General features: G+C 72.0%; 19 protein-coding genes. 11 read left to right on the forward strand and 8 right to left on the reverse strand.

The genetic code is table 11. From position 1 onward, the window contains the following. Positions 1-51 precede the first annotated feature (51 nt). Entirely contained in the window at positions 52-2,754 is a 2,703-nt protein-coding gene (locus tag ABWV20_RS07050) for a CHAT domain-containing protein (protein WP_353354121.1), read from the forward strand. A 41-nt stretch (positions 2,755-2,795) separates the two neighbouring features. Here ABWV20_RS07050 and ABWV20_RS07055 read toward each other — a convergent pair whose 3' ends face one another. From ABWV20_RS07055 to ABWV20_RS07075, 5 genes are all read right to left on the reverse strand, one after another. Next, positions 2,796-3,281: a peptidase associated/transthyretin-like domain-containing protein gene (locus ABWV20_RS07055; RefSeq protein WP_353354122.1), complete on the reverse strand. Its 486-nt coding sequence runs from the start codon at positions 3,279-3,281 to the stop codon at positions 2,796-2,798. Continuing rightward, on the reverse strand, positions 3,278-3,868 hold the full coding sequence (locus tag ABWV20_RS07060) for an RNA polymerase sigma factor (RefSeq protein ID WP_353354123.1): 591 nt from the start codon (positions 3,866-3,868) through the stop codon (positions 3,278-3,280). Before ABWV20_RS07060 ends, ABWV20_RS07055 begins: the two co-directional genes overlap by 4 nt. A 113-nt stretch (positions 3,869-3,981) precedes the next feature. Next, positions 3,982-4,734 carry a DUF4190 domain-containing protein gene (locus ABWV20_RS07065; protein ID WP_353354124.1) on the reverse strand — a complete coding sequence of 251 codons (753 nt, stop codon included), beginning with the start codon at positions 4,732-4,734 and terminating at the stop codon, positions 3,982-3,984. Then, the gene (locus ABWV20_RS07070; protein ID WP_353354125.1) at positions 4,731-5,477 is read right to left on the reverse strand and encodes a PP2C family protein-serine/threonine phosphatase; all 747 of its coding nucleotides are present in this window, start codon (positions 5,475-5,477) and stop codon (positions 4,731-4,733) included. The genes ABWV20_RS07065 and ABWV20_RS07070 overlap by 4 nt, the downstream gene beginning before the upstream one ends. A 190-nt stretch (positions 5,478-5,667) precedes the next feature. Beyond that, the gene (locus ABWV20_RS07075; RefSeq protein WP_353354126.1) at positions 5,668-7,161 is read right to left on the reverse strand and encodes a CCA tRNA nucleotidyltransferase; all 1,494 of its coding nucleotides are present in this window, start codon (positions 7,159-7,161) and stop codon (positions 5,668-5,670) included. A 140-nt stretch (positions 7,162-7,301) separates the two neighbouring features. On the opposite strand from ABWV20_RS07075, the gene ABWV20_RS07080 reads away from it, so the two are divergent. The 8 genes from ABWV20_RS07080 (at position 7,302) to ABWV20_RS07115 (ending at position 16,576) form a co-directional block, all read left to right on the forward strand. Next, positions 7,302-7,787, forward strand: a complete 486-nt coding sequence (locus ABWV20_RS07080) for an NUDIX hydrolase (RefSeq protein WP_353354127.1) — start codon at positions 7,302-7,304, stop codon at positions 7,785-7,787. Further along, positions 7,784-10,114 (forward strand): DUF6049 family protein, encoded by a 2,331-nt coding sequence (locus ABWV20_RS07085; RefSeq protein WP_353354128.1) that lies wholly within the window; start codon positions 7,784-7,786, stop codon positions 10,112-10,114. Before ABWV20_RS07080 ends, ABWV20_RS07085 begins: the two co-directional genes overlap by 4 nt. 74 nt (positions 10,115-10,188) lie before the next feature. Continuing rightward, entirely contained in the window at positions 10,189-12,147 is a 1,959-nt protein-coding gene (locus ABWV20_RS07090; protein ID WP_353354129.1) for a hypothetical protein, read from the forward strand. Positions 12,148-12,150: 3 nt separating this feature from the next. Further along, the gene (gene sigM, locus ABWV20_RS07095; RefSeq protein ID WP_353354130.1) at positions 12,151-12,747 is read left to right on the forward strand and encodes an RNA polymerase sigma factor SigM; all 597 of its coding nucleotides are present in this window, start codon (positions 12,151-12,153) and stop codon (positions 12,745-12,747) included. 96 nt (positions 12,748-12,843) lie between these two features. Beyond that, a complete protein-coding gene (locus tag ABWV20_RS07100; protein WP_353354131.1) occupies positions 12,844-13,677 on the forward strand; it encodes an RsmA family anti-sigma factor in 834 nt (277 codons plus the stop codon). Positions 13,678-13,851: 174 nt separating this feature from the next. Further along, complete coding sequence (gene trxB, locus ABWV20_RS07105) at positions 13,852-14,880, forward strand: thioredoxin-disulfide reductase (RefSeq protein ID WP_353354132.1); 1,029 nt, start codon at positions 13,852-13,854, stop codon at positions 14,878-14,880. Positions 14,881-14,924: 44 nt separating this feature from the next. Further along, a complete protein-coding gene (gene trxA, locus ABWV20_RS07110) occupies positions 14,925-15,248 on the forward strand; it encodes a thioredoxin (protein WP_353354133.1) in 324 nt (107 codons plus the stop codon). Positions 15,249-15,355: 107 nt separating this feature from the next. After that, on the forward strand, positions 15,356-16,576 hold the full coding sequence (locus ABWV20_RS07115) for an N-acetylmuramoyl-L-alanine amidase (protein ID WP_353354134.1): 1,221 nt from the start codon (positions 15,356-15,358) through the stop codon (positions 16,574-16,576). Here the strand turns inward: ABWV20_RS07115 and ABWV20_RS07120 are convergent. Continuing rightward, positions 16,546-17,220 carry a GNAT family N-acetyltransferase gene (locus tag ABWV20_RS07120; RefSeq protein ID WP_353354135.1) on the reverse strand — a complete coding sequence of 225 codons (675 nt, stop codon included), beginning with the start codon at positions 17,218-17,220 and terminating at the stop codon, positions 16,546-16,548. The genes ABWV20_RS07115 and ABWV20_RS07120 overlap by 31 nt on opposite strands. 107 nt (positions 17,221-17,327) lie before the next feature. Here ABWV20_RS07120 and ABWV20_RS07125 point away from each other — a divergent pair, with 107 nt between their 5' ends. Continuing rightward, positions 17,328-18,347, forward strand: coding sequence for a glutathione S-transferase family protein (locus tag ABWV20_RS07125; RefSeq protein ID WP_353354136.1), 1,020 nt, complete (start codon positions 17,328-17,330; stop codon positions 18,345-18,347). A gap of 74 nt (positions 18,348-18,421) precedes the next feature. Here ABWV20_RS07125 and ABWV20_RS07130 read toward each other — a convergent pair whose 3' ends face one another. Together ABWV20_RS07130 and ABWV20_RS07135 are read right to left on the reverse strand one after the other, a co-directional pair. Continuing rightward, positions 18,422-19,255, reverse strand: coding sequence for an alpha/beta fold hydrolase (locus tag ABWV20_RS07130; protein WP_353354137.1), 834 nt, complete (start codon positions 19,253-19,255; stop codon positions 18,422-18,424). A 95-nt stretch (positions 19,256-19,350) separates the two neighbouring features. Then, on the reverse strand, positions 19,351-20,241 hold the full coding sequence (locus tag ABWV20_RS07135) for a metallophosphoesterase family protein (RefSeq protein WP_353354138.1): 891 nt from the start codon (positions 20,239-20,241) through the stop codon (positions 19,351-19,353). Positions 20,242-20,348: 107 nt separating this feature from the next. Between ABWV20_RS07135 and ABWV20_RS07140 the strand changes: the two genes are divergently transcribed. Further along, positions 20,349-20,750, forward strand: coding sequence for a PNPOx family protein (locus tag ABWV20_RS07140; RefSeq protein WP_353354139.1), 402 nt, complete (start codon positions 20,349-20,351; stop codon positions 20,748-20,750). Positions 20,751-20,753: the final 3 nt, after the last annotated feature.

The following is a 20,753-nucleotide window of genomic DNA, read 5'->3' on the forward strand; positions in this document are numbered from 1 at the left end:
CGTCTTCTCCTGGAGGGTCGCAGCGTGGGTCGTGGAGCAGAGGTGCGGGAGGTGCGCGCTGATACGTCCGGGTCGTCGCAGTTGTCCCCGCCGCTCACCGACGTCGATGCCCTCCTGCCCTTGGCAATATCGCAGCCCGTCGAGGCGCTGACAACGGCAGACCGCATCATCGCCCTGGAATCCGACCCGCACCGGCTCTCCGTCGCCCACCAGGCCACGGCGATCGTGCAGCGCGACCGCGGCCGCATGGACGACGCCATCGCCCACGGGTTCACCGCGCTGCAACTGGCTCGTCGCGTCGGTGCGGAGCGCACCGGAGACGTGCTGGCGACGCTCGGCACCGTGCTCTTCGTCGCCGGTCGGACCGCCCAAGCCCTCCGACGCTTCGAGGAGGCGGTCCAGCTCACTCCGCCTGCGCAGCTGCCGCGGCTGTTCCACCGCCGTGGCGGCGTGCTGTTGGCGATGTCGCGCCACACCGAGGCGCTCGCGGACCTCAGCCGTGCAGTGAACGGCTGCCGAGCCGCAGGCGACCGCCTCTGGGAGGGTCGCGCACTCAACGCCCGATGCATGGCGCACCTCGCGCTCGGTGACGTCGATGCCGCCGAGGCCGACGCCGCCCGGGCCGAAGAGCTCCTCGGAAGCCTCGGGCAGGACTTCGAGGCGGCCCAGGCCCTGCACAACCAGGCGCTCGCGGCCCACCAACGCGGGGACCTGCCCCACGCCCTCGCCGTCTTCGACCGGGTCACCGAGCGCTACGCGGCCTTGGCCCACGTGTCCCCCGAGCTCTTCATCGACCACGGCCACGCCCTGCTCACCGCCGGGCTCATCGAGGAGGCCGGGGCTCTGTGCGGTGACGCACTGGAGCAGGACCTGGCACCGGTCCACCGAGCAGAGCTGCTCCTCCTGCTCGCCCTCGTCGCGCTCGCCCGGGGTGATGCGCAGCTCGCCGACGCACAGGCCGACGAGGCTGCCGGCCTGTTCCGCTCGCAGCTGCGGCACGGCTGGGTGGACCGGGCGCGGCTGCTGCGCCTTCGCGCGCAGCACCTCGAGGACCACCCTGAGCTGCAACCGTGGTCGCTGGAGGAGCGGGACGCACCACACCGCAGCCCGCGGGCCCAGGCAGCGCGCGACGCCCGCCTGCTCCGCGATGCCGAGGAGCTCGTCGCCTCGCTGCGCTCATCCCGGTCACTCGACCTGCCGGTCGCCCTGGTGCTGCAAGGCCGCATCGCTCGCTACGCCGGCCTCCCCGAGGTGGCCCGGGCCAGCCTGGCGTCGGCAGCGGCCACCCGGCGCTCCGGACCACCGCTGTCCCGAGCGGCCGGCTGGCTCGCCGCGGCCCTGCTCGCCGACCAGGCCGGTGACCGGAGAGCCCTCTATGCCGCGTGCCGGCAGGGCCTTGACGCGGTCGACGAGCACCGGGCGATCCTCGGCGACCTCGAGCTGAGGGCCCTGGCCAGCGGGCACGGGATCGAGTTCGCCCGGCTCGCCGTCGCCTCGGCAGTGCGGTCCGGCCGCCCCCGTGACCTGTGGTGGTGGGCGGAGCGGTGGCGCGCCGCGGCCCTCAACGGCACGATCACCCGACCGGACGACCCGGCCCTGAGCAGGGACGTGGCCGCGCTCCGTGACGTGACCCGTCGCCTCGACGGCCAGAGCGACGGCGACCCCGCGACCCTCTCCGCGCTGCGGGCCGAGCGGGCCCGGCTCGAGGCGTCGATCCGGCGAGCGCATCACCGGATGCGAGCCGGCGGGGGCAGCGCCTTCGGCGACCCAGCCGGGCTCGACCTCGACGCTGTGCTCGCGGAGCTGGGCAATGGCATCCTGCTCACCTTCGTCAACGACCGTGGCACCCTGCACCTCGTCATGGTCTGCCGGCAGCGAGTTCGGCACCTGGAGATCGGCGGCGCCGCGAGAGCCGAGAAGGAGGCCGAGTTCGCCCGCTTCGCCCTGAGGAGGGCCGCCTCCGGGCGCCTCGTCGACCTCGATGCCACGGCGGCGCGGCTCGAAGCAACGCTCCTCGGTCCGCATGCTCCCGCGGTGGAACGCCTCCTCCGCGACCCCGAGCGGCCGGTCGTCGTCGTGCCCCCCGCCGGACTCCTCACCGCTCCGTGGGGGCTGCTGCGCCTCTTCGCCCAGTCACCCCTGTCGGTCAGCCCCTCGGTCACCCAGTGGCTCAAGGCGAGACGGTCCGGCCGTGAGCCCGGAGCCGAGCACGTCTCCCTCATCACCGGGCCGGGCCTGAGCACGAGGGAGTCCGAGGTGACCAATCTCAGTCCCATCCACCACGGCGCGCTCGTCCTCCCGGCGGAGCAGGCCACGGTGTCCGCCGCCCTCCAGATCCTCGATGGCGCGGCGCTCGCGCACATCGCGGCCCACGGCACCTTCCGCGCCGAGGCGCCGCTCTTCTCCTCCCTGCAGCTCGCCGACGGACCCCTCACCGTGCACGACCTCGAGGAGCTCCAGCGGCCGCCCCGGTCGATCATCCTGTCCGCCTGCGACTCTGGAGGAGCCGCGCCGATCGGCCCGCACGAGGCCTTGGGCCTGGTGTCAGCGCTGCTCGGCATGGGCACCTCGGACGTCCTGGCCAGCGTCGTGCCCGTCAACGACCAGGCCACGCTCAGCGTCATGGCCCAGGTGCACGCCGTCGCCGGGCGGGGCGGTGCCCTGTCCGAGGGCTGGCTCGCCGCACGGAGAGCAGCTCAGGGTGACGTGCTCCACGCCGCCACGGCCGCATCGTTCACGGCCTGGGGTGCGTGACCGGCCTCACCGGGCTTTTGCGGCAGCTCGCGGCGGCGGCGTCAGCCGACGTCGAACCACGTCGTCGACATGATCCGCTCGCCGGACTGCTCCACGACGACCCGCGCCAGCCCGAGCGGCACGCGGTCGAAGGTGAAGCGATCGTCCTCCAGGTCGACGGTGCGCGTCACCGTTCGGGTCTCCAGGGTCACGTGCGCTCCCTCGGTCAGGGAGCCCGAGGCGTCGGTCAGCACCCCGAGGATGCGGCCGAAGTCGCGGCGCCAGGTGACGTCCAGCTCGATCGACACCGGTCCGTGCTCGAAGACGAGCAGGTGCGACGTGCCACGGGCGCTGGGCGTCGCGCGCAGCGCGGCTCCGGCCATGGCATCGGCGACCAACGTCATGACGGTGGTGTCGGCATGGTGCAGGGCGAAGGCGGCCCTGCCGAGCTCGATCACGTCCGGAGGCACCGGGTCGACGATGCCGACGATCGCGCCGAGACGCTCGAGGAGCGCCAAGTCATCAGGGTGCAGGTCTTGGGTGGTCATCGGGGTCGACCCCCTCCGCTCTCGAAGGCGTATCCGGTGTCGGAGACCAGTGACCGCAGCGTGGAGAGGCACCGCATGCGCGTCGGACCGATCGAGCCGACGGGCATGCCGAGGGAGGCGGACACCTCCGCATAGTTGGGACGGTCGCACACCATGAGGACGCGCAACAACCGCTGGCACCGCTCCGACAACCTCGCGAAGCAGGACCACAGCTGGACGTCGCGCTCGTCCTCGAGGAGCGCGGCGTCGAGGGACGCGGACTCAACATCGACGAGCATCGGCCCCAGGTCGTCGTCGCGGACGAGGACGTCACGTCCCCGCCGACGCAGCATCGACAGGCACTCGTGCCTCGCCGTCGTCGCCAGCCACCCGGGGAGTGCCTCGGGCTGCTCGATCCGGTCGAGGTTGTCGAGCAGACGAAGCCAGGTGTTCTGCACGACGTCAGCCGCGTCCTCCATGGACAGCCGGTGGGACCGACCGACCGACCAGAGCAGGCTCGAGAACCGCTCAACGATCGTGCTCCACGCCTCGGGGTCTCCACCGGCCGCGGCGTTTACGAGCTCAGTGAGACCGCTGGGTTCATGCATGTCACGCCTCTCTCTCAGCGTGCTCCTCATGGTAGGTCTCACGAACTGCAGACGCGCCGAGAACCTGTCAGATACATGCAGGTGCACCCCGCGCCGCGGGCGACGCCGAGTCCCTACTTCAGCACGGAGTGGAGCAGCGCCCCGTCCGCCGAGGCTGCGACGCACAGGACGCTGCGGTCCTGCGCCCATGCGACTCGGCTGTCGGGGTAGATGACGAAGAGCTCGACCCGCTCGAGCTTCGACTCGTCGACCAACGGCTCCACCGCGACCATGCACGTGCGCTCCGCCTCGGCTCCCGCCTCATCGCGGCCCGGGAAGGGGCCCGCATCGAGCTCGACGATCGTGATGAGCTGCATCTCGTGCTCGACGTCGCACCGGCTCAGCGACGCCCAGTCCAACGACGCCGGGCCGATCCCGGAGAAGCAGGCGCCGGGGGTCAGGTCCTCGACGAGCACGCGTCCGGAGGTCTGCGGCGGCGCTCCGGCGCTGGTGCTCCCGCTCGGGCCGGGGGTTGCAGCCGTCCGCGCCGGATCGTCGGCGACGAGAACGGCCGCGCCGACCACCGCCCAGAAGACGACCCCCACCGAGCCGAGGACGACCCCGGCGACGGCCATGCCTCGCCCGCGCTGGGGAGCCCGTCGGAGCTGCCGCAGCGCGATGACCCCGAAGACGATGGCGAGGAGGGGGGCCACGGGGACGAGGCCGGCCAGGCCGCAGAGCAGCGCCGCGATCGCGAAGCCGTTGGCCCGGTCGGACCACGGGGTCGGCGCGTGTCGGTGGGGTGCGGGCCACGGGGTGTCGCCGGAGGGTGGGGGCGGCAGGAGCGGTGCGCCGCTCGGCGCGCCATCGCGCGGGGGCAGGCTCACGGCAGGACGGCCCCGTGGACCCTGACGACGACGGCAGTCACGTTGTCCCGCCCGCCGGCCTCGACCGCCCTGCGCACGAGCTCCCGCGCCGCGCGGTCGGCATCGTCGACCTCGAGCAGGATCGCCTCGATCTCCTGGCGCGAGAGCTCGTTGGACAGCCCGTCCGAACAGATCAGGAACGCCTCGTCGTCGGCCGGCGGGAGGACCCACGTGTCGATCTCGCCCATCGGCTCACGCCCCAGGGAGCGAGTGATGATGTTGCGGCTGGGGTGGCGGTGCGCCTGCTCCTCGGTGATGAGGCCCCTCTCCACGAGCTCCCACACCTCGGAGTGGTCGACGGTGACCTGGGTGAGACCACCGTCGATGAGCCGGTAGACGCGGGAGTCGCCGATGTTGAAGACGACCCACTGCGGTGTGCCACCCTCGGACACGAGGGCGAGCCCCGCGACGGTCGTGCCCATGCCGTGCTGCTCAGGGTGCCGGGAGGCGGACTCCAGGATCCGACGGTTCGCCTCACCGAGCTGCTCGACGATGTCGTCGGGGGTGAGGGTCGGGCGCTCCGTCAGCTCGACGACGGAGTCCGCGGCGATCCCGCTCGCGACCTCGCCGGCGGCGTGGCCACCCATGCCGTCGGCGACGACGAAGAGCCGTCCCGAGGCGCGGGCGCTGTCCTCGTTGTGGCGACGGACCCGCCCCACGTCGCTAGCGACGCCGAACGAGATCGCAGCCTGGTCGGTGGTCATCGAGGTCCTTTCGTCGCTCCTCGCCGGGCCATGGGTGGCCGAGCTGAGGCGCAGCAGCGCGGCAAGTCAATCAAAGACGCGTCGCCGTGTCAGGTCAGCCCGTGAACTGGGTCTGCGCTCCCCGAGCGGCAGCCGGCCCAGCGGCATACGGAAAGGGAGTTGTCGCCCGCGGCCCGGGAGGGTGCTCCGGTCAGGTCTCGGAGCGGTCGGCCCACCATGCGAGCAGCTTCTCCCGGGCGGCGTCCTTGCCGATCGGGCCATCGTCGAGTCGCACCGAGAGGAGGAACTTGTAGGCCTCGCCGAGCACCGGGCCCGGCTCGATGCCGAGGGTCTGGGCGATCTCGTTGCCGTTGAGCTCGGGCCGGACCGAATCCAGCTGCTCCTGCTCGGCGAGCCGGTCGATGCGCGCCTCGAGGTCGTCGTAGGCGCGGGAGAGACGCTCGGCCTTGCGGACGTTGCGGGTCGTGCTGTCCGACCGGGTGAGCCGGTGGAGGCGCTGCAGGAGCGGCCCCGCATCGGTGACGTAGCGACGCACGGCAGAGTCGGTCCACTGACCCTCGCCGTAGCCGTGGAAGCGCAGGTGCAGCTCGACGAGCCGAGCCACCGCCTTGACCGTGTCCTTGTCGTAGCGCATCGCCTTCAGCCGCCTGGCCGCCATGCGGGCGCCGACGAGCTCGTGGTGGTGGAACGACACGCCTCCTCCCGGCTCGAAGCGCCGGGTGGCCGGCTTGCCGATGTCGTGCAGCAGCGAGGCGAGGCGGAGCACGAGGTCCGGGCCGGGCACCCGGTCCTCCGGGCCGCCCGGGGGTCCCTCGAGGTCGATCGCCTGCTCGAGGACCGTCAGCGAGTGCTCGTAGACGTCCTTGTGCCGATGGTGCTCGTCGACCTCGAGGCGCAGGGCCGGCAGCTCGGGCAGGAACTGCCCGGCAAGACCGGTGTCGACGAGGAGCGTCAGGCCCGGACGTGGCGACCGGGACAGGATCAGCTTGGTGAACTCGTCCCGGATCCGCTCCGCGGAGACGATCGTCAACGTGGCGGCCCGCTCGGTCATCGCCGCGCGCACCTCCGCCGCGACGTCGAAGCCGAGCTGGGACGCGAAGCGCGCCGCCCGCATCATCCGCAGCGGGTCGTCGGCGAAGGACTCCTCCGGCGGCGCCGGCGTCATCAGCCGTCGCGCGGCGAGGTCGGCGAGGCCGCCGTGGACGTCGACGAACTCCAGGCTCGGCAGCCGGATCGCCATCGCGTTGACGGTGAAGTCCCGGCGGACGAGGTCGCCCTGGAGCGTGTCGCCGAACATCACCTCGGGCTTGCGACTCGTGCGGTCGTAGGTGTCGGCCCGGTAGGTCGTGATCTCGATGTGGTGCTGGCCGGCGCCGGAGGTCTTGCGCAGCCCGATCGTGCCGAAGTCCCGACCGATGTCCCAGTGGCTGTCGGCCCAGCCCACGACGGCGGAGAGGATCGCGTCCGGGCTGGCGTCGGTCGTGAAGTCGAGATCGGGCGACGTCCGACCGAGGAACGCGTCCCGCACCGGACCGCCGACGAGGGCCAGCTGGTGCCCGCGGTCGGCGAACCGCTGTCCGAGCTCCTGGAGCAACGGGAGCACGGGTGCGAGCTGGGCGACGGCGCCACGCAGCAGCGGCAGGTGCGTCGGGTCGGGCGTGGTCGCGGTGGGACGGTCAGACACGGGGACCAGCCTAGGTGAGCGCACCGATCACCCTGGTCGCCGCCGACCGTGGCGCCGGGTCGGGAACCGGGTGGGGGAACGGGTCCGGGGAACGGGTCCGGGACAGGGCGGGAAGTTGGCCGCTTGGTTATGGTGGCGGCATGACCGCGCAAGCCGCCCCGAGTCCCCAGCCGGGGAGGCGCTTGCCGGCGGTCGAGGAGCGCTCCGCGGGGGGCATCGTCGTCGACATCCAGGACGGCTGCGCGCTGATCGCGATCATCGCCCGCCGCAACCGCGCCGGCCGGATCGAGTGGTGCCTGCCCAAGGGGCACGTCGAGCCGGGCGAGACCCTCGTCGAGACCGCGGCCCGAGAGGTCGCCGAGGAGACCGGCATCGTCGGGCGGGTGCTCGTCGAGCTCGGCACGATCGACTACTGGTTCGCCACGTCGACGAAGCGCGTCCACAAGTACGTCCACCACTACCTCCTCGAGGCGCTCAGCGGAGAGCTGTCCATCGAGAACGACCCTGACCGCGAAGCCATCGACGTCGCCTGGATGCGTCTCGACGAGGTGCACCGGCGGCTCACCTTCCCCAACGAGCGCCGCATCGCACAGGCGGCGTGGATCCGGCTGGCAGGCACGGCGTGACCTCGTCCAGGCCCTGGCGCGCCGCCCTGCGGACGGTCGCCCTGACCACCCTGCTCGGGCTCGTGGGCCCGCTGCCCGCGACCGGCACGCCCGCCGGATCACCCACCCCTGACCTCGCCGCCTCCGCGGCCGCGACGACGGGACCCGCTCCCGCCATCACGCCCGACGACGAACGAGCCCTGATCACCCTGACGGGCGTGTCACCGACCGTCCTCGACGGCCAGGGCGAGACCCGAATCACCGGCACCGTCACCGCCCCGACCTCGGGCCCACTCGTCGGCGCCCACGTCGACGTGGTCCTCGGGTCGAGGGCGATGACGGTCCGCGCCGACATCGACCGCTGGGTCAAGGAGGACGGCAAGGCGGACGGGCGCACGGCCGCACAGACGGCCAAGCCACTTCCCGAGGTGCCGGCCGGACGGACCACCGCCTTCAGCATCGACCTCGAGGAGTGGCAGGTCTCCACCAGTGCCGCCTTCGCCGCGCTGCCGGTGGCCATCGAGGTCTACCAACGGGGGGCCTCGACGCCGATCGGCACGACCCGGACCTTCCTCGCCTGGAACTCCCGGGTGGAGTTCGCACCCCTGCAGATCGCGCTCGCCGTGCCGGTGACCCTCGATCCCCACGTGAAGCTGTTCTCCCGCGACGAGGAGGTCCGCACCGAGGCCTGGGCGCACGCCATCGGCCCCGGGTCGCGGGTCGACCGCCTGGTCGAGGGCACGAAGGACTCCTACGCCACCTTGGGCATCGATCCCTCGGTGCTCGTCGCCGGCCCCGGCGAGCTGGCCGAGGCCGTCCCCACGTCCGGGCCGACCAGCCCCGCCACACCCACCCCGGGAGCCGGGACCGCCACGACTCCGACCTCCCCGAGTGGCACCTCGCCCACTCCCACCTCACCCACTCCCACCTCCCCGAGTGGCACCTCGCCGACCTCCGGCCCGGCCGACGGCGGCGGTCCGGCGCAGTCGTCGCCCGATGTCGACCGGCTCGCGGCGAAGCTGCGGGGGCGCAGCCTCTTCGCCCTGCCGTATGCCGACGCCGACGTCGCCGCCACCGGGGACATCGACCCCGGCAACTCCGTGGTCCGCGCCCTCGTCGCGCGAGCCGCCACGGTGGGTGACCGCATCGGTGAGCCGGTCCGCGGAGACATCGCCTGGCCGGTGGACGGTCTCCTTCCGAGCAACCGTGTCCAGGCCCTGCAGTCGCTCTACGCGACCTCGGCGACCCGGCGGGCCGCTGGGATCATCGTCAACCAGGCAGCCATCACGGCCGACTCCCCCTACACACCCACGGCCCGCCGCATCTCGTCCGACGGCACCCGGCTGATCGGCTCCGACGCGCGCCTGTCCGCCCTCCTGCCCAAGCGGTCCGACCCGACGCCGGTGCTCGCGACCCAGCGGTTCCTCGCCGAGACCCTGCTCCTCCTCGGCGAGCGCCCCGGGACAGCGCGGTCGGTGCTCGTCACCGCTCCACGCAACTACAACCCCGACCCGGCAGCCCTGTCCGCCTTCCTCAGGGCGACCACCGAGTCCGTCGCCTGGCTCGAGACCGTCGACGTCGAGGCACTCCTGGCCGACGCGGGCAGCGACCGGGCCACCGCCCAGGAACAGCCCGCGACGGCGCCTCGGTCGGCAGCGCCGCGGCCCACCCTCAGCGAGTTCCGCCTCGAGCAGCTGGCCCGACAGCGACACACCCTCGACGCGGTCGCCACCGTCCTCAAGGACGGCGCCTCGTTCGAGCGCACCTACGGCGAGCTCCTCGACGAGCTGGCGAGCGCCCGGTGGCGCTTCCGTCCCGCAGCCTGGGGCGATCTCAACAACTCGGTCAGCGCGGACGTCCGCGACGCGACGTCCGCCATCAGGGTGGTCCCGCGTCGCATCAACTTCCTCGCCGAGAACGGCAGCCTGCGCATCACCGTCCAGAACGGCCTCAGCTACGCGGTCGAGGACCTGCGCCTCGTCGTGACCCCGATGAACCCACGCCTGCAGGTCCTCGAGCAGCCCGGACCGGTGAGCATCGCCGCGGGTCCGGACGCGCGCCGCAACATCAACGTGCCGGTGCACGCGGTCGCAGCGGGCCGAGCCGACATCCTCGCCTACCTGACCACGGCAGACGGGACCCGCATCGGGTCCGAGGCCGTCATCCCGGTCTCGGCCAACCCGCTCGACTCGACGTTCTACTGGATCGGCGGGGTGCTCGCGGGCCTCGTGCTCCTCGGTGGGGTGATCCGGGCGCTCCTCAAGGGGACGTCGAGGATCGAGGAGATCGGTGACCTCGACACGGTCGCTCAGCGTGACGAGGCGATCCAGAACCGGACCGGCCGCTGACTCGCCCTAGGATGAAGCAGGGTCGCGTTCGACCGGAGCCGACCATTGACACGGGGCCTCACGGACCGGAAGGGGTGACGCGGGTGCAGGGACTCGGGCCGGGAACAGTCCTCGGTGGACGCTATGCCGTCACCCTGCGGACCTCGGAGGGCCGACACCATGAGCGGTGGCGCGCGGCCGACCACACTCTGGACCGAGAAGTCGTCCTCGTCTGCTTCCCCGTGGGCACGTCAATCGCGGCACCCGCACTGGATGCCGCCCGTCGGGCCGCCGGGATCGAGGACCCACGCCTCACCCGGGTCCTGGACGTCGGCGTCGACGGCGAGGTGGCCTTCATCGTCGAGGAGCCCCTGACGGGTGCCATGCCGCTCTCCCACCTGCTCCAGGCCGGAGGACTGCCAGCCGAGGAGGTCCGTCGCCTCGCCGGTGAGGCAGCGACCGCACTCGAGCGGGCGCGTCACCGCGGCCTGCACCACCTCGTCCTCACTCCGTCGTCACTGCTGCGGCTCCCCGACGGGGACGTGAAGGTCCGTGGGCTGGCGACCGAAGCCGCGCTCACCGGTGCGGACCAGACCTCGGACGAGCACGCATCCCGGGTCGATGCCGTGGGGCTGGTCAAGCTCATCTACGCCGGCCTGACGGCGCGTTGGCCGGCCGGCCCGGCAGCCGTCAGCCACTCCCGTCCGGTCGGTCTCGAGGCGGCCCCCACCGTGGTCGGTGGAGTCGCCGCCCCCTCCGAGATCGCCGTCGGCGTGCCGAACGACCTCGACCTGATCTGCCGGATGACGCTCAACGAGGACCGGGGACCGGTCTCCCCGGGTGACCTCGCGCTCCAGATCGCACCTTGGCCCGCGGAGCAGCCGGCCAGCGACGGCGCCTCTGGCATCCGGCTCCCTGTCCGCCCCGACCTCGGCACGGCCAGGCCCGTGCCCCCCGTCGCCCCGCGGTACACCTCGCCCGAGGGAGCCACGGGTGGCGACCTGTACTCCCGCCTCTCCGCCAGCACCGGGAGGCGGGTCCCGGAGGCAGCGGCAGCCGGATCGGCGGGCGCCGCGGCGGCGGCGGAGTCGTCCGCGGGCTCGCCCACCGCTTCCGGCGCGCCCACCACTGCGGGCGCGCCCACCACCGCGGGCGCCGCCCTTGCTGCGGCCGGTGCAGCCGCAGCGGGAGCCGCGACTGCCATCGGCGACCGCGTCGGTTCCTTCGCCCGAGCCGCCGCGGAGAAGGCGGCCGCCCGCGGCACCGGACGTCGAGCCGTGGGGGACGCCGACCCCTACGACGGTGAGGACATCGCCCTCGACGAGGCCCTCAACGACGCACCGCCCACGCGACTGGAGCCGCCCCTGCCCGTCTTCGGGGGGAGCCCGCCCGAGGGACCGACGGGGGCGCAGTCTCGCATCGCCCTGGCCATCGTCGGCGCCCTGGTCCTCGTCGCGCTCGTCATTGGCATCAACAACGTCGCCAAGATCGGTGAGTCGGACGGTCGCGCCCAGGCGCGGCCCACGGTCACGGAGAGGGTCACCCGCACGACGCCGGCGCAGTCACCCACGGCGAGCCACCCATCGGCCACGAGCACCCCGACCGAGGCGCCATCGGCCGAGCCGGTTCGCATCGTCGGCGGCTCGAGCTTCGACCCGCAGGACGACGGCGAGGAGAGCCCGCGCCAGGTCCCGTTCGCCTTCGACGGCGACCCGGGGACCGCGTGGAAGTCGCGTTGGTACGGCACCGACACCTACAACGGGAACAAGGAAGGCGTCGGTCTGGTCCTGGAGCTCAGCGCACCGACCGCGGTTCGCGAGGTCGAGCTCACTCTCCCTGCCGCGCAGGACCTGACGGTGTATCTCACCGACGAGGCCGATCTCGAGGGTGCCCAGGAGATCGGCAAGGTGCACGACATGAGTGGGACCGTGACCATCAAGGCCCCGAGGGACATCGACCCGGGCACCAAGCTGATCGTCTGGGTGACCCGCACGGCCCCGGACGAGGCGCCCGACCATCACCGCGCGCAGATCGCCGAAGTGGTGGTGCGCTGACCTGTGGTCCCGGCCACGCCCTTGACTCTCGCTGAGGCCAGCGACAGTGAGCTGATCGCCCGACACGTGGCAGGTGACGACCATGCCTTCGGGGAGCTCTTCCGTCGACACAAGGACCGAATGTGGGCCGTCGCGCTGCGCACCTGCCGCGATCCGGAGATCGCCGCCGATGCCGTGCAGGACGGGTTCATCTCAGCCTTCCGTCGGGCCGGCTCCTTCCGCGGTGACTCGGCCGTCACCACGTGGCTCCACCGCATCATCGTCAACGCCTGCCTCGACCGGCTCCGCCGCCTTCGGCCGACCAGCGAGCTGCCCGAGCACGACCTCGCCGACCGGCGCGACCACCACGCCTCGACCGAGGTGCGTCTCGACGTCGAGGAGGCGATGGCCAAGCTGCCTGACGGTCAACGCGCCGCCCTCGTCCTCGTCGACATGCACGCCGTTCCCGTCGCCGAGGCGGCCGTCATCCTCGGAGTGGCCGAGGGCACGATCAAGTCCCGGTGCGCGCGCGGCAGGGCGGCCCTGGCCGAGCATCTCGGCTTGCGGACCACGGAACCGGAGCCCGCCCCGGATCGTCGTAGCACGAGGGCGGCCCCATGACCGGGGAACATGAGCCGACCTGACCGGGTGCTCCACCACCGGCGTCACCACTGAGCTCACCCATGAGGCATCCCTGAAGGACCGTGAAGGAACACCGTGGACCAACCCCGGCACATCCCTGACACCGGAGACGCAAGCCCAGCCGATCCGCTCATCGACCCGCTCATCGACCCGCTCATCGACCCGCTCATCGAGGCACGCGTTCGGGACCTGCTCGCGGCGGCTCCCGATCCCGGGCCGATGCCCGAGCGGGTCGCACAGCGGATCGAGTCGATGCTCACCGACGAGGTGGCCCTGCGGGTCGACCCCGGTCCGCTGCACGCGGCCGATGCCGACGCGGCCGTCCTCGGTCCGCTGATCCGGCAGCGCCAGCGCCCACGCCCGCTCCTCGCCATCGCCGCGGTGGCCGCAGCCGCCGCCGTGGTGGCCGTCGGCGGGTCGGCGCTGCACCTGAACAAGCGCCCCGTCGGCGTTGCCTCACTCGGCAATCCCAGTGCCTTCGTCACGTCTCCCTCGGCGCCGACGATCACCCCGACGGTCAGCCCGACTGCCTCGGGGCCGATCGGGTCGCCGGTTGGTCCGTCCAGACCCAACCTCCACATCCAGCTCTCGTCGACCGACTACACCGGCGCTGACCTTGCGGTCCGGGCCCGTGAGCTGCTGACGCGCCCGGCCACGCCGCTCGAGGTGCTCGCGGCGGAGGCTCCCACGCTGGGCCCCATCGCCACCGAGGTCGGAGTCCTGTCGTGCCTCGACGCGCACTCGCTGCCGACTGACGTGCCGGTGCACGTCGACCTGGCCACGTACGACGGCGACCCTGCGGCCGTCATCGTCGTCACCGAGGGCGGCCGGAGCACGGCCCGGGTCGTGGAGCGCACCTGCGCTGCGGGTCATCCGGGCCTGCTCAACGGCCCCGTCGCCGTGCCCTGAGCGGCACCCGGCGCATACGACCTCGTATGCCGCTGGGCTGGCGCGCGCACGGTGGCGCGCCGGGTGCCTGGCCGGAATAGGGCGCGCCTAGGATCGGTTGAGCCAGACAGCACCGTCCCGCCTGCCCACGGATCCCCCGACGGTGCGCTTTCCCGGTAGAGGAGCACCCACGTCATGTCCGACGTCCGCAACGTCATCATCATCGGTTCGGGTCCCGCTGGATACACGGCAGCTGTGTACGCGGCGCGCGCGAACCTCCGTCCGCTGATCTTCGAAGGTGCCGTCACCGCCGGTGGCGCGCTGATGAACACCACCGAGGTCGAGAACTTCCCCGGCTTCCCTGAAGGCATCATGGGCCCAGCGCTGATGGAGCAGATGCGCGCCCAGGCAGAGCGGTTCGGGGCCGAGATCATCACCGACGACGTGACGGCGGTCGACCTCACCGGAGACGTCAAGACGGTCACCGACGGCATGGGCAAGACCTACTCGGCGCGCTCGGTCATCCTCGCGATGGGCTCGGCCTACCGCGAGCTCGGCCTCCCCAACGAGAAGGAGCTCTCCGGCCACGGCGTCTCGTGGTGTGCCACCTGTGACGGCTTCTTCTTCCGCGACCAGGACATCGCCGTCGTCGGCGGCGGTGACTCCGCCATCGAGGAGGCGACGTTCCTGACGAAGTTCGCCCGCTCCGTGACCATCGTGCACCGCCGCGACGAGCTGCGCGCCAGCAAGATCATGGCCGACCGGGCCCTGGCCAACGACAAGATCTCGTTCGCCTGGAACAGCGAGGTCGCCGAGATCCACGGCGAGGGCAAGCTGACCGGCGTCACCCTCCGCGACACGGTGACCGGCGACACCCGTGAGCTGGCCGTCACCGGGCTCTTCGTCGCGATCGGGCACGACCCGCGCAACGAGCTCGTCAAGGGCGTCGTCGACCTCGACGACGCCGGCTACGTCGTCGTCGACGGCCGCTCGACGCGCACCAACGTGCCCGGCGTGTTCGCCTGCGGCGACCTCGTCGACCACACCTACCGCCAGGCCATCACGGCCGCCGGCACGGGCTGCTCCGCCGCTCTGGACTCGGAGCACTTCCTCGCGGCCCTCGAGGACGCCGACTCCCCCGAGCAGGCCGCGGACCAAGCGGCCCTCATCGACGAGACCGACGCGGGACCCATCCCGACCACCTCGGTCAGCGCCAACGCCTAGGCTCGACCCCAGCAGACCGACACACGAGAGGGAGACACCCACCGATGGCACTCAAGGAAACGACCGACGCCACCTTCGCCGACGACGTCCTGATGAGCGAGAAGCCCGTTCTCGTCGACTTCTGGGCCGAATGGTGCGGTCCGTGCCGGAAGGTCGCCCCGATTCTCGAGGAGATCAACGCGCAGTACGGCGACAAGATCGAGGTCGTCAAGCTCGACACGGACTCCAACATGGACACGGCAGCCCGCTATGGGGTCGTCTCCATCCCGACCTTGAACGTCTACGTCAAGGGCCAGGTCGTCAAGAGCATCGTCGGCGCGCACCCCAAGCCCAAGCTGCTCCGCGAGCTGGAGGAGTTCATCTCCTGATCGGGCTCCCTCCAGGGTGAGTTCAGCTCGATGGGGTGGCGCCGCCGGTCGCAGCGCCACCCCATCGGCGTACTACAGTGCACAGGTCCCGTCCCGGAAGGAGCCTCGTGTCACCACAGCCGGTTGTCGTGCTCCGACGTGGCGACTCCGGGCCGGCGGTCGCCGACGTCTGTGACCGGCTCATGCTCACGGGGGACCTCCCTACCTCGTGGGCCGACCGTGCCGCTCCGCGGGACCGCGCCCTCTTCGACGACGAGGTCGAGGAGGCGGTGAAGTCGTTCCAGCAGCGCCGCGGCCTGCTCGTCGACGGCGTCGTGGGTCGGTCGACCTACTCCGTGCTCGACGGGGCTCGCTGGTCCCTCGGAGATCGAGTGCTGCGCTACGTCCCGGACTACTTCCTCGAGGGCGACGACGTGGCCCACCTCCAGGCGAGGCTGGCCGAGCTCGGCTTCTCCCCCGGCAAGCTCGACGGGATCCACGGGCCGGCGACTGATGCGGCCCTACGGGCCTTCCAGGGTGCCGTCGGGCTGACTGCCGACGGCACGCTCGGCCCCGAGACGCTGCGCGCCTTCCAGGACCTGCAGCGGTCGGTCACCGGGGGCTCGGCCAACGCCCTGCGCGAGCGCGAGCAGATCCGGCGGGGTGGTTTCAGCCTGACCGGGCGCACGGTCGTGCTCGATGCCGGACACGGAGGCGGGGACCCTGGTGCCGTCGGGCACGGCCTCGTCGAGGCCGACCTCACCCTCGACCTGGTCCGCCGCATCGAGGGACGGCTCACTGCGCACGGCGTCGAGGTGGTCTTCACCCGCACCGGTGCCTCCGGGGGGGAGGAGATCGACCGGGCTGCCTTCGCCAACTCCGTCGAGGCCGACCTCGTCCTGTCGATCCACACCGACCACGCCGGAGCCGCGGCGGCCCATGGCGTGGCGACGTTCTTCTACGGCCACGGCGACCAGGCGCGCCCGGCCCAGGGGGCCTGGTCCACCATCGGTGAGCACTTCGCCGAGCTGCTCCTGCGTGAGGTGGTCGCCCGCACCGGGCTGACCGACTGCCGGGCCCATCCCCGCAGCTGGACGTTGCTCCGGCGCACGCGCATGCCCGCCGTGCGGCTCGATGTCGGCTATCTCAGCCACCCGGCCGATGCGGCGGCCCTGTCCGACCCGCTGACCCGTGACCGGATCGCCGAGGGCGTCGTCGTCGCCCTGCAGCGGCTCTATCTCGGCGATGCGGACACCGCGCGCACCGGGATGCTCAAGCTGGCCGACCTCCGCCGTCACATCGAGTCCGCGCGGGATCGTCAGCCCGGCTCCCCCGGCCCGAGCGACTGACCGACGCGGGCGCGAGTCGCCCCGTCCGGGTGCGTCTCCGGCACCGGTCGCACCCCGGGGACCTTGGCCAGGACCCTCCGGACCGCGGCCGTCACCTCATCCCGCACGGTCACGACCGTGCGCAGGTCGAGCCGCAGCCGCGGGTACACCGGGTGCTCCCGCGCCACCCGGAATCCGACCTGCTCGAGGAACGCTGCTTCCAGGACGCACGGGTGCTTCCGGACCGCCGCTGGACGCGCCGCGATGACGTCGATCGACCGGACCCGGTGGCGCAGCGCCTCCTTCACCGCGGCCTGGACCAGCACCTTGCGCAGCCCGTGCCCCTGCATGTCGCCGTTGACGCGCACCGTGATGAGCATCAAGGTCGACGGGTCCGCCGGCGCGGTGGGGAAGGCTGCGAGGCGGGGCACGTAGCGGGCCGGAGCGAGCAGCATGCTGCCGGCCGGCCGGCCGTCGACGTACGCGATCCGTCCGGGAGGACCCCACTCCGCGGTGACGTCCCGCACCCATTCGGCGAGGATGTCCTGGGGTTCGCGGGTGACGAGGCTGCCGTTGCTCGGCACCGTCTGCCAGAACGTGCACAGGGCCGAGTCACCGGCGAGGTCGGCGACCCGGTCGACCGTGAGGGGCTGCAGGTCACGCACGACACGGCTCCGGCCAACGGCGTTGCATGGGCCCATTCTGGCCCACCCCACCGGGACACGAGCACGGGAGAGCCAGCCCAGCGGCATACGGTCTCTATCGTTGGGTCATGACGGACGAGGGCACCTACGTCGAGCCGAGCTACGAGCGGGACACCCGCTACCTGTCCACGCGCATCACCAAGGACGGCGCAGAGGGCTACCCCGTGGAGCCGGGGCGCTACCGTCTCGTGGTGTCGCGGGCGTGCCCGTGGGCCAACCGGGCGATCATCGTGCGCCGGCTCCTCGGGCTCGAAGACGCGTTGTCGATGGGCATCTGCGGCCCGGTGCACGACAAGCGAAGCTGGACCTTCGACCTCGACCCGGGTGGGGTGGACCCCGTCCTCGGCATTCCTCGGCTCCAGGACGCCTACTTCGCGCGTGAGCCCGGCTACCCTCGCGGCATCACCGTGCCCGCCATGGTCGACATCCGGTCCGGCGCCGTGGTCACGAACGACTTCGCGCAGATCACCCTCGACCTGTCCACCGAGTGGCGCGAGCACCACCGCGACGGAGCGCCTGACCTCTACCCCGAGCGGTGGCGCGACGAGATCGACGCCATGGCGCAGGTGAACTACACGGAGGTCAACAACGGCGTCTACCGGTGCGGCTTCGCGGGAACCCAGCAGGCCTACGACGCGGCCTACGATCGGCTCTGGCGCCGCCTCGACTGGCTCGAGGACCACCTCGCGACGCGTCGCTACCTCGTCGGCGACCACATCACCGAGGCGGACGTCCGGCTGTTCACGACGCTGGTCCGCTTCGACCCCGTCTATCACGGCCACTTCAAGTGCAACCGCGTCAAGCTCGTCGAGATGCCCAACCTTTGGGGCTACGCGCGCGACCTCTTCCAGACGCCCGGGTTCGGCGACACGGTCGACTTCACCCACATCAAGGCGCACTACTACGTCGTCCATCGCGACATCAACCCGACCGGGGTTGTCCCGGGAGGCCCCGACCTGTCGTCGTGGGCCTCCGAGCACGGTCGGGAGTCGCTCGAGGGCTCACCCTTCGGGGAGGGCACTCCCCCGGGGCCGCCTCGGGAGGTGGTGCCGGCGGCGCACAACCCGGCCCTCTCGCTGCTGGGATAGCCCTGCGTATGCCGCTGAGTTGCCTTGCGCTGCAACGTGATTCGCCGTGTGGCTGAGTCACGCTCCCAGCGTGCTCAGCCGGCGCGTCGACCGAAGTCGGCGATCGCCGCTGCCAGACTCTCGGCCGTCACCTCGTGGAACCCGCCGGGGAGCTCGAGGTACTCGCCCCGCGGCAGCGCGGCGGCGACGGCCCGGGCAGCCGCGGGCAGGAACGGCAGCGTCGTCCCTGAGCTGCTGACGGCCAGGACCGGCGTCTGGATCGAGGCAAGCATCGCTGCGGGCAGCTCGGACTCCGGCCCCATGCACAGTCCGTCATGGCGAACGGTGTAGGCAAGGCGCAGCAGCGCATCCCACATCGGAGTGCCGCGCATCCCGTCGAGCACCTCCTCCGGAAGGCCCACGGCGCGGGTGTGGAAGTAGCGCAGGATCCCCTCCCGGTCGCCCTGCGCCTCCAGCTCCTCGAGCGTCTCGAGGTAGCGCTCCGGCATGGGTGGGGCGCCGGCAACGCGGTACGGCGGCTCCAGGACCGACGCTGTGGCGACGGGGGCGCCGGCTGCGAGCGCGCGGAGGACGAGGGCTCCCCCCGAGGAGACCCCGTGGACGTGGGCGGCGTCGTCCTGGGCCGTGGCCCGGAGCACCGCCACGAGGTCGTCGATCTCGCGCTCGACGGCGTACGGCTTCGTGTCGCCGCTGTCGCCCCGGCCCCGGCGGTCGTAGCAGACGCCCGTCCGGCCGTGCTCGGCCACGGCCCGGGCCAGGTCGCGTCCCGCGCCGCGGTCGTTGAAGGCTCCCCCGACGTGGACGACCACCGGGCCCGAGCCGTAGGCCTCGTAGGCGATGGTCGTACCGTCAGCAGAGAGGGTGCTCTGCGGGTGGATGCTCATCTCGCTGCTCACGTCGTTGCTCATATCGCTCCTCCTTGATTCGTGGTGGGTCGCCGCCGGGGCGCCGACACCCCTGCGTCGAGCGGGTGCGGCGCGCTTCGACAGGCTGGGTGGGCGTTTCACCGCTTCGTCGAGAACACCGTCCGCTGGTCCTCCACGGCAACCGTGGCGATGTACTCGACCACCGCCTCGTTCAGCGCGGGCCACGTCTTGTGTCGTTCGACCGGCACGACGGTGCCGACGACGTGGTCGCGGTGGACCTCGATGAGGTTCCAGGACTGCGGGCCGTCGACGCCCATGAGCAGCTCCCGCGGCGCCCCCGCGTCGTCGACGTAGCTGACGCCACCGGCCACGAAGACGGGGATGGCGCCGAGCGTTCCGAAGCTCGTCACGTGGAGGTGTCCGCTCAGGATCGCCCGGACATCACTGCCCTCCAACGCCGCCCGCAGGCGGGGTACGTCCTCGAAGTCGATCAGCTGCATCAACGGAGACCGGTAGGTGATGGGTGGGTGGTGCATGACGAGGATCGTGCCGTGCTCGGCCGGCTCGGCGAGCACGTCCGCCAGCCAAGCATATTGACGATCGGTGAAGCCGCCGTGATGGAAGCCGGGCAGTGCCGAGTCAAGGGTCACCAGGCGCAGGCCGTTGACCGTGGTCACCGCGTCCTGGGGATCATCCGTGTCGACGCCGTGCAAGCCGAGCGCGAGGGCGCGGCGGTCGTCGTGGTTCCCGCCGGTCAGGACGACGGGGACGCCGAGACGGTCAATGACGGGCTCGACGATGTCGCGAACCAGGCGATACGCCTCGAGCTGACCGAAGTCCGTCAGGTCACCGGAGAGCACGAGGGCGTCGAGCTGCTCGCCCGACTCCTCCACCCGGGCCAACGCCTTGCGGAACTGCGCGGCAGTGTCGATGTGGCCGTGCAGCAGGCCCTCCCCCGCAATGAGGTGCATGTCGCTCAGGTGTGCCAGGACGTGCGTCGGCGCCGGCTGGGTTCCCGTGACCACCATGTTCAGAGGGTATGCCGCTGGGCTGGGTGTCCGGGTCAAGTGACCTGCCGTCGGCGTACCGTGAGACCGGAGGCGCCCGCCCGACCGTTGTCCGAAGGAGTCCGCCCGTGCCGATTCCCCGCTTCGTCACCCGATGGAACAAGCGCTTCCTCAACAGGGCCATGGTCCACCTCGCCGGCGTGGGCCCCGTTGCCGAGCTCGAGCACCTCGGGCGCCGCTCGGGAACGACTCACCGGGTGCCGCTCATGGCATTCCGCGATGGTGTGCGGGTCACGATCGCCCTCACCTACGGCCCTGACGTCGACTGGCTCAAGAACCTCGAAGCCGCCGGCGGTGGGCGACTGCACCTGGGCGACCGGCTCCTCGTGCTCGGGCCGCCCCATCGTCTCTCCAGCGCTGAGGGACTGGGGCGGATGCCACGCGGACCCCGGCAGATCCTGCCGCTGACGCGCACCACCGAGTGCGTCGAGCTGGGGATCCGTTCCGAGCGTCCCTTCACGGGGTGGTGACGG

This window comes from Intrasporangium sp. DVR, assembly GCF_040365325.1.
Taxonomy (GTDB): Bacteria; Actinomycetota; Actinomycetes; order Actinomycetales; family Dermatophilaceae; genus Intrasporangium.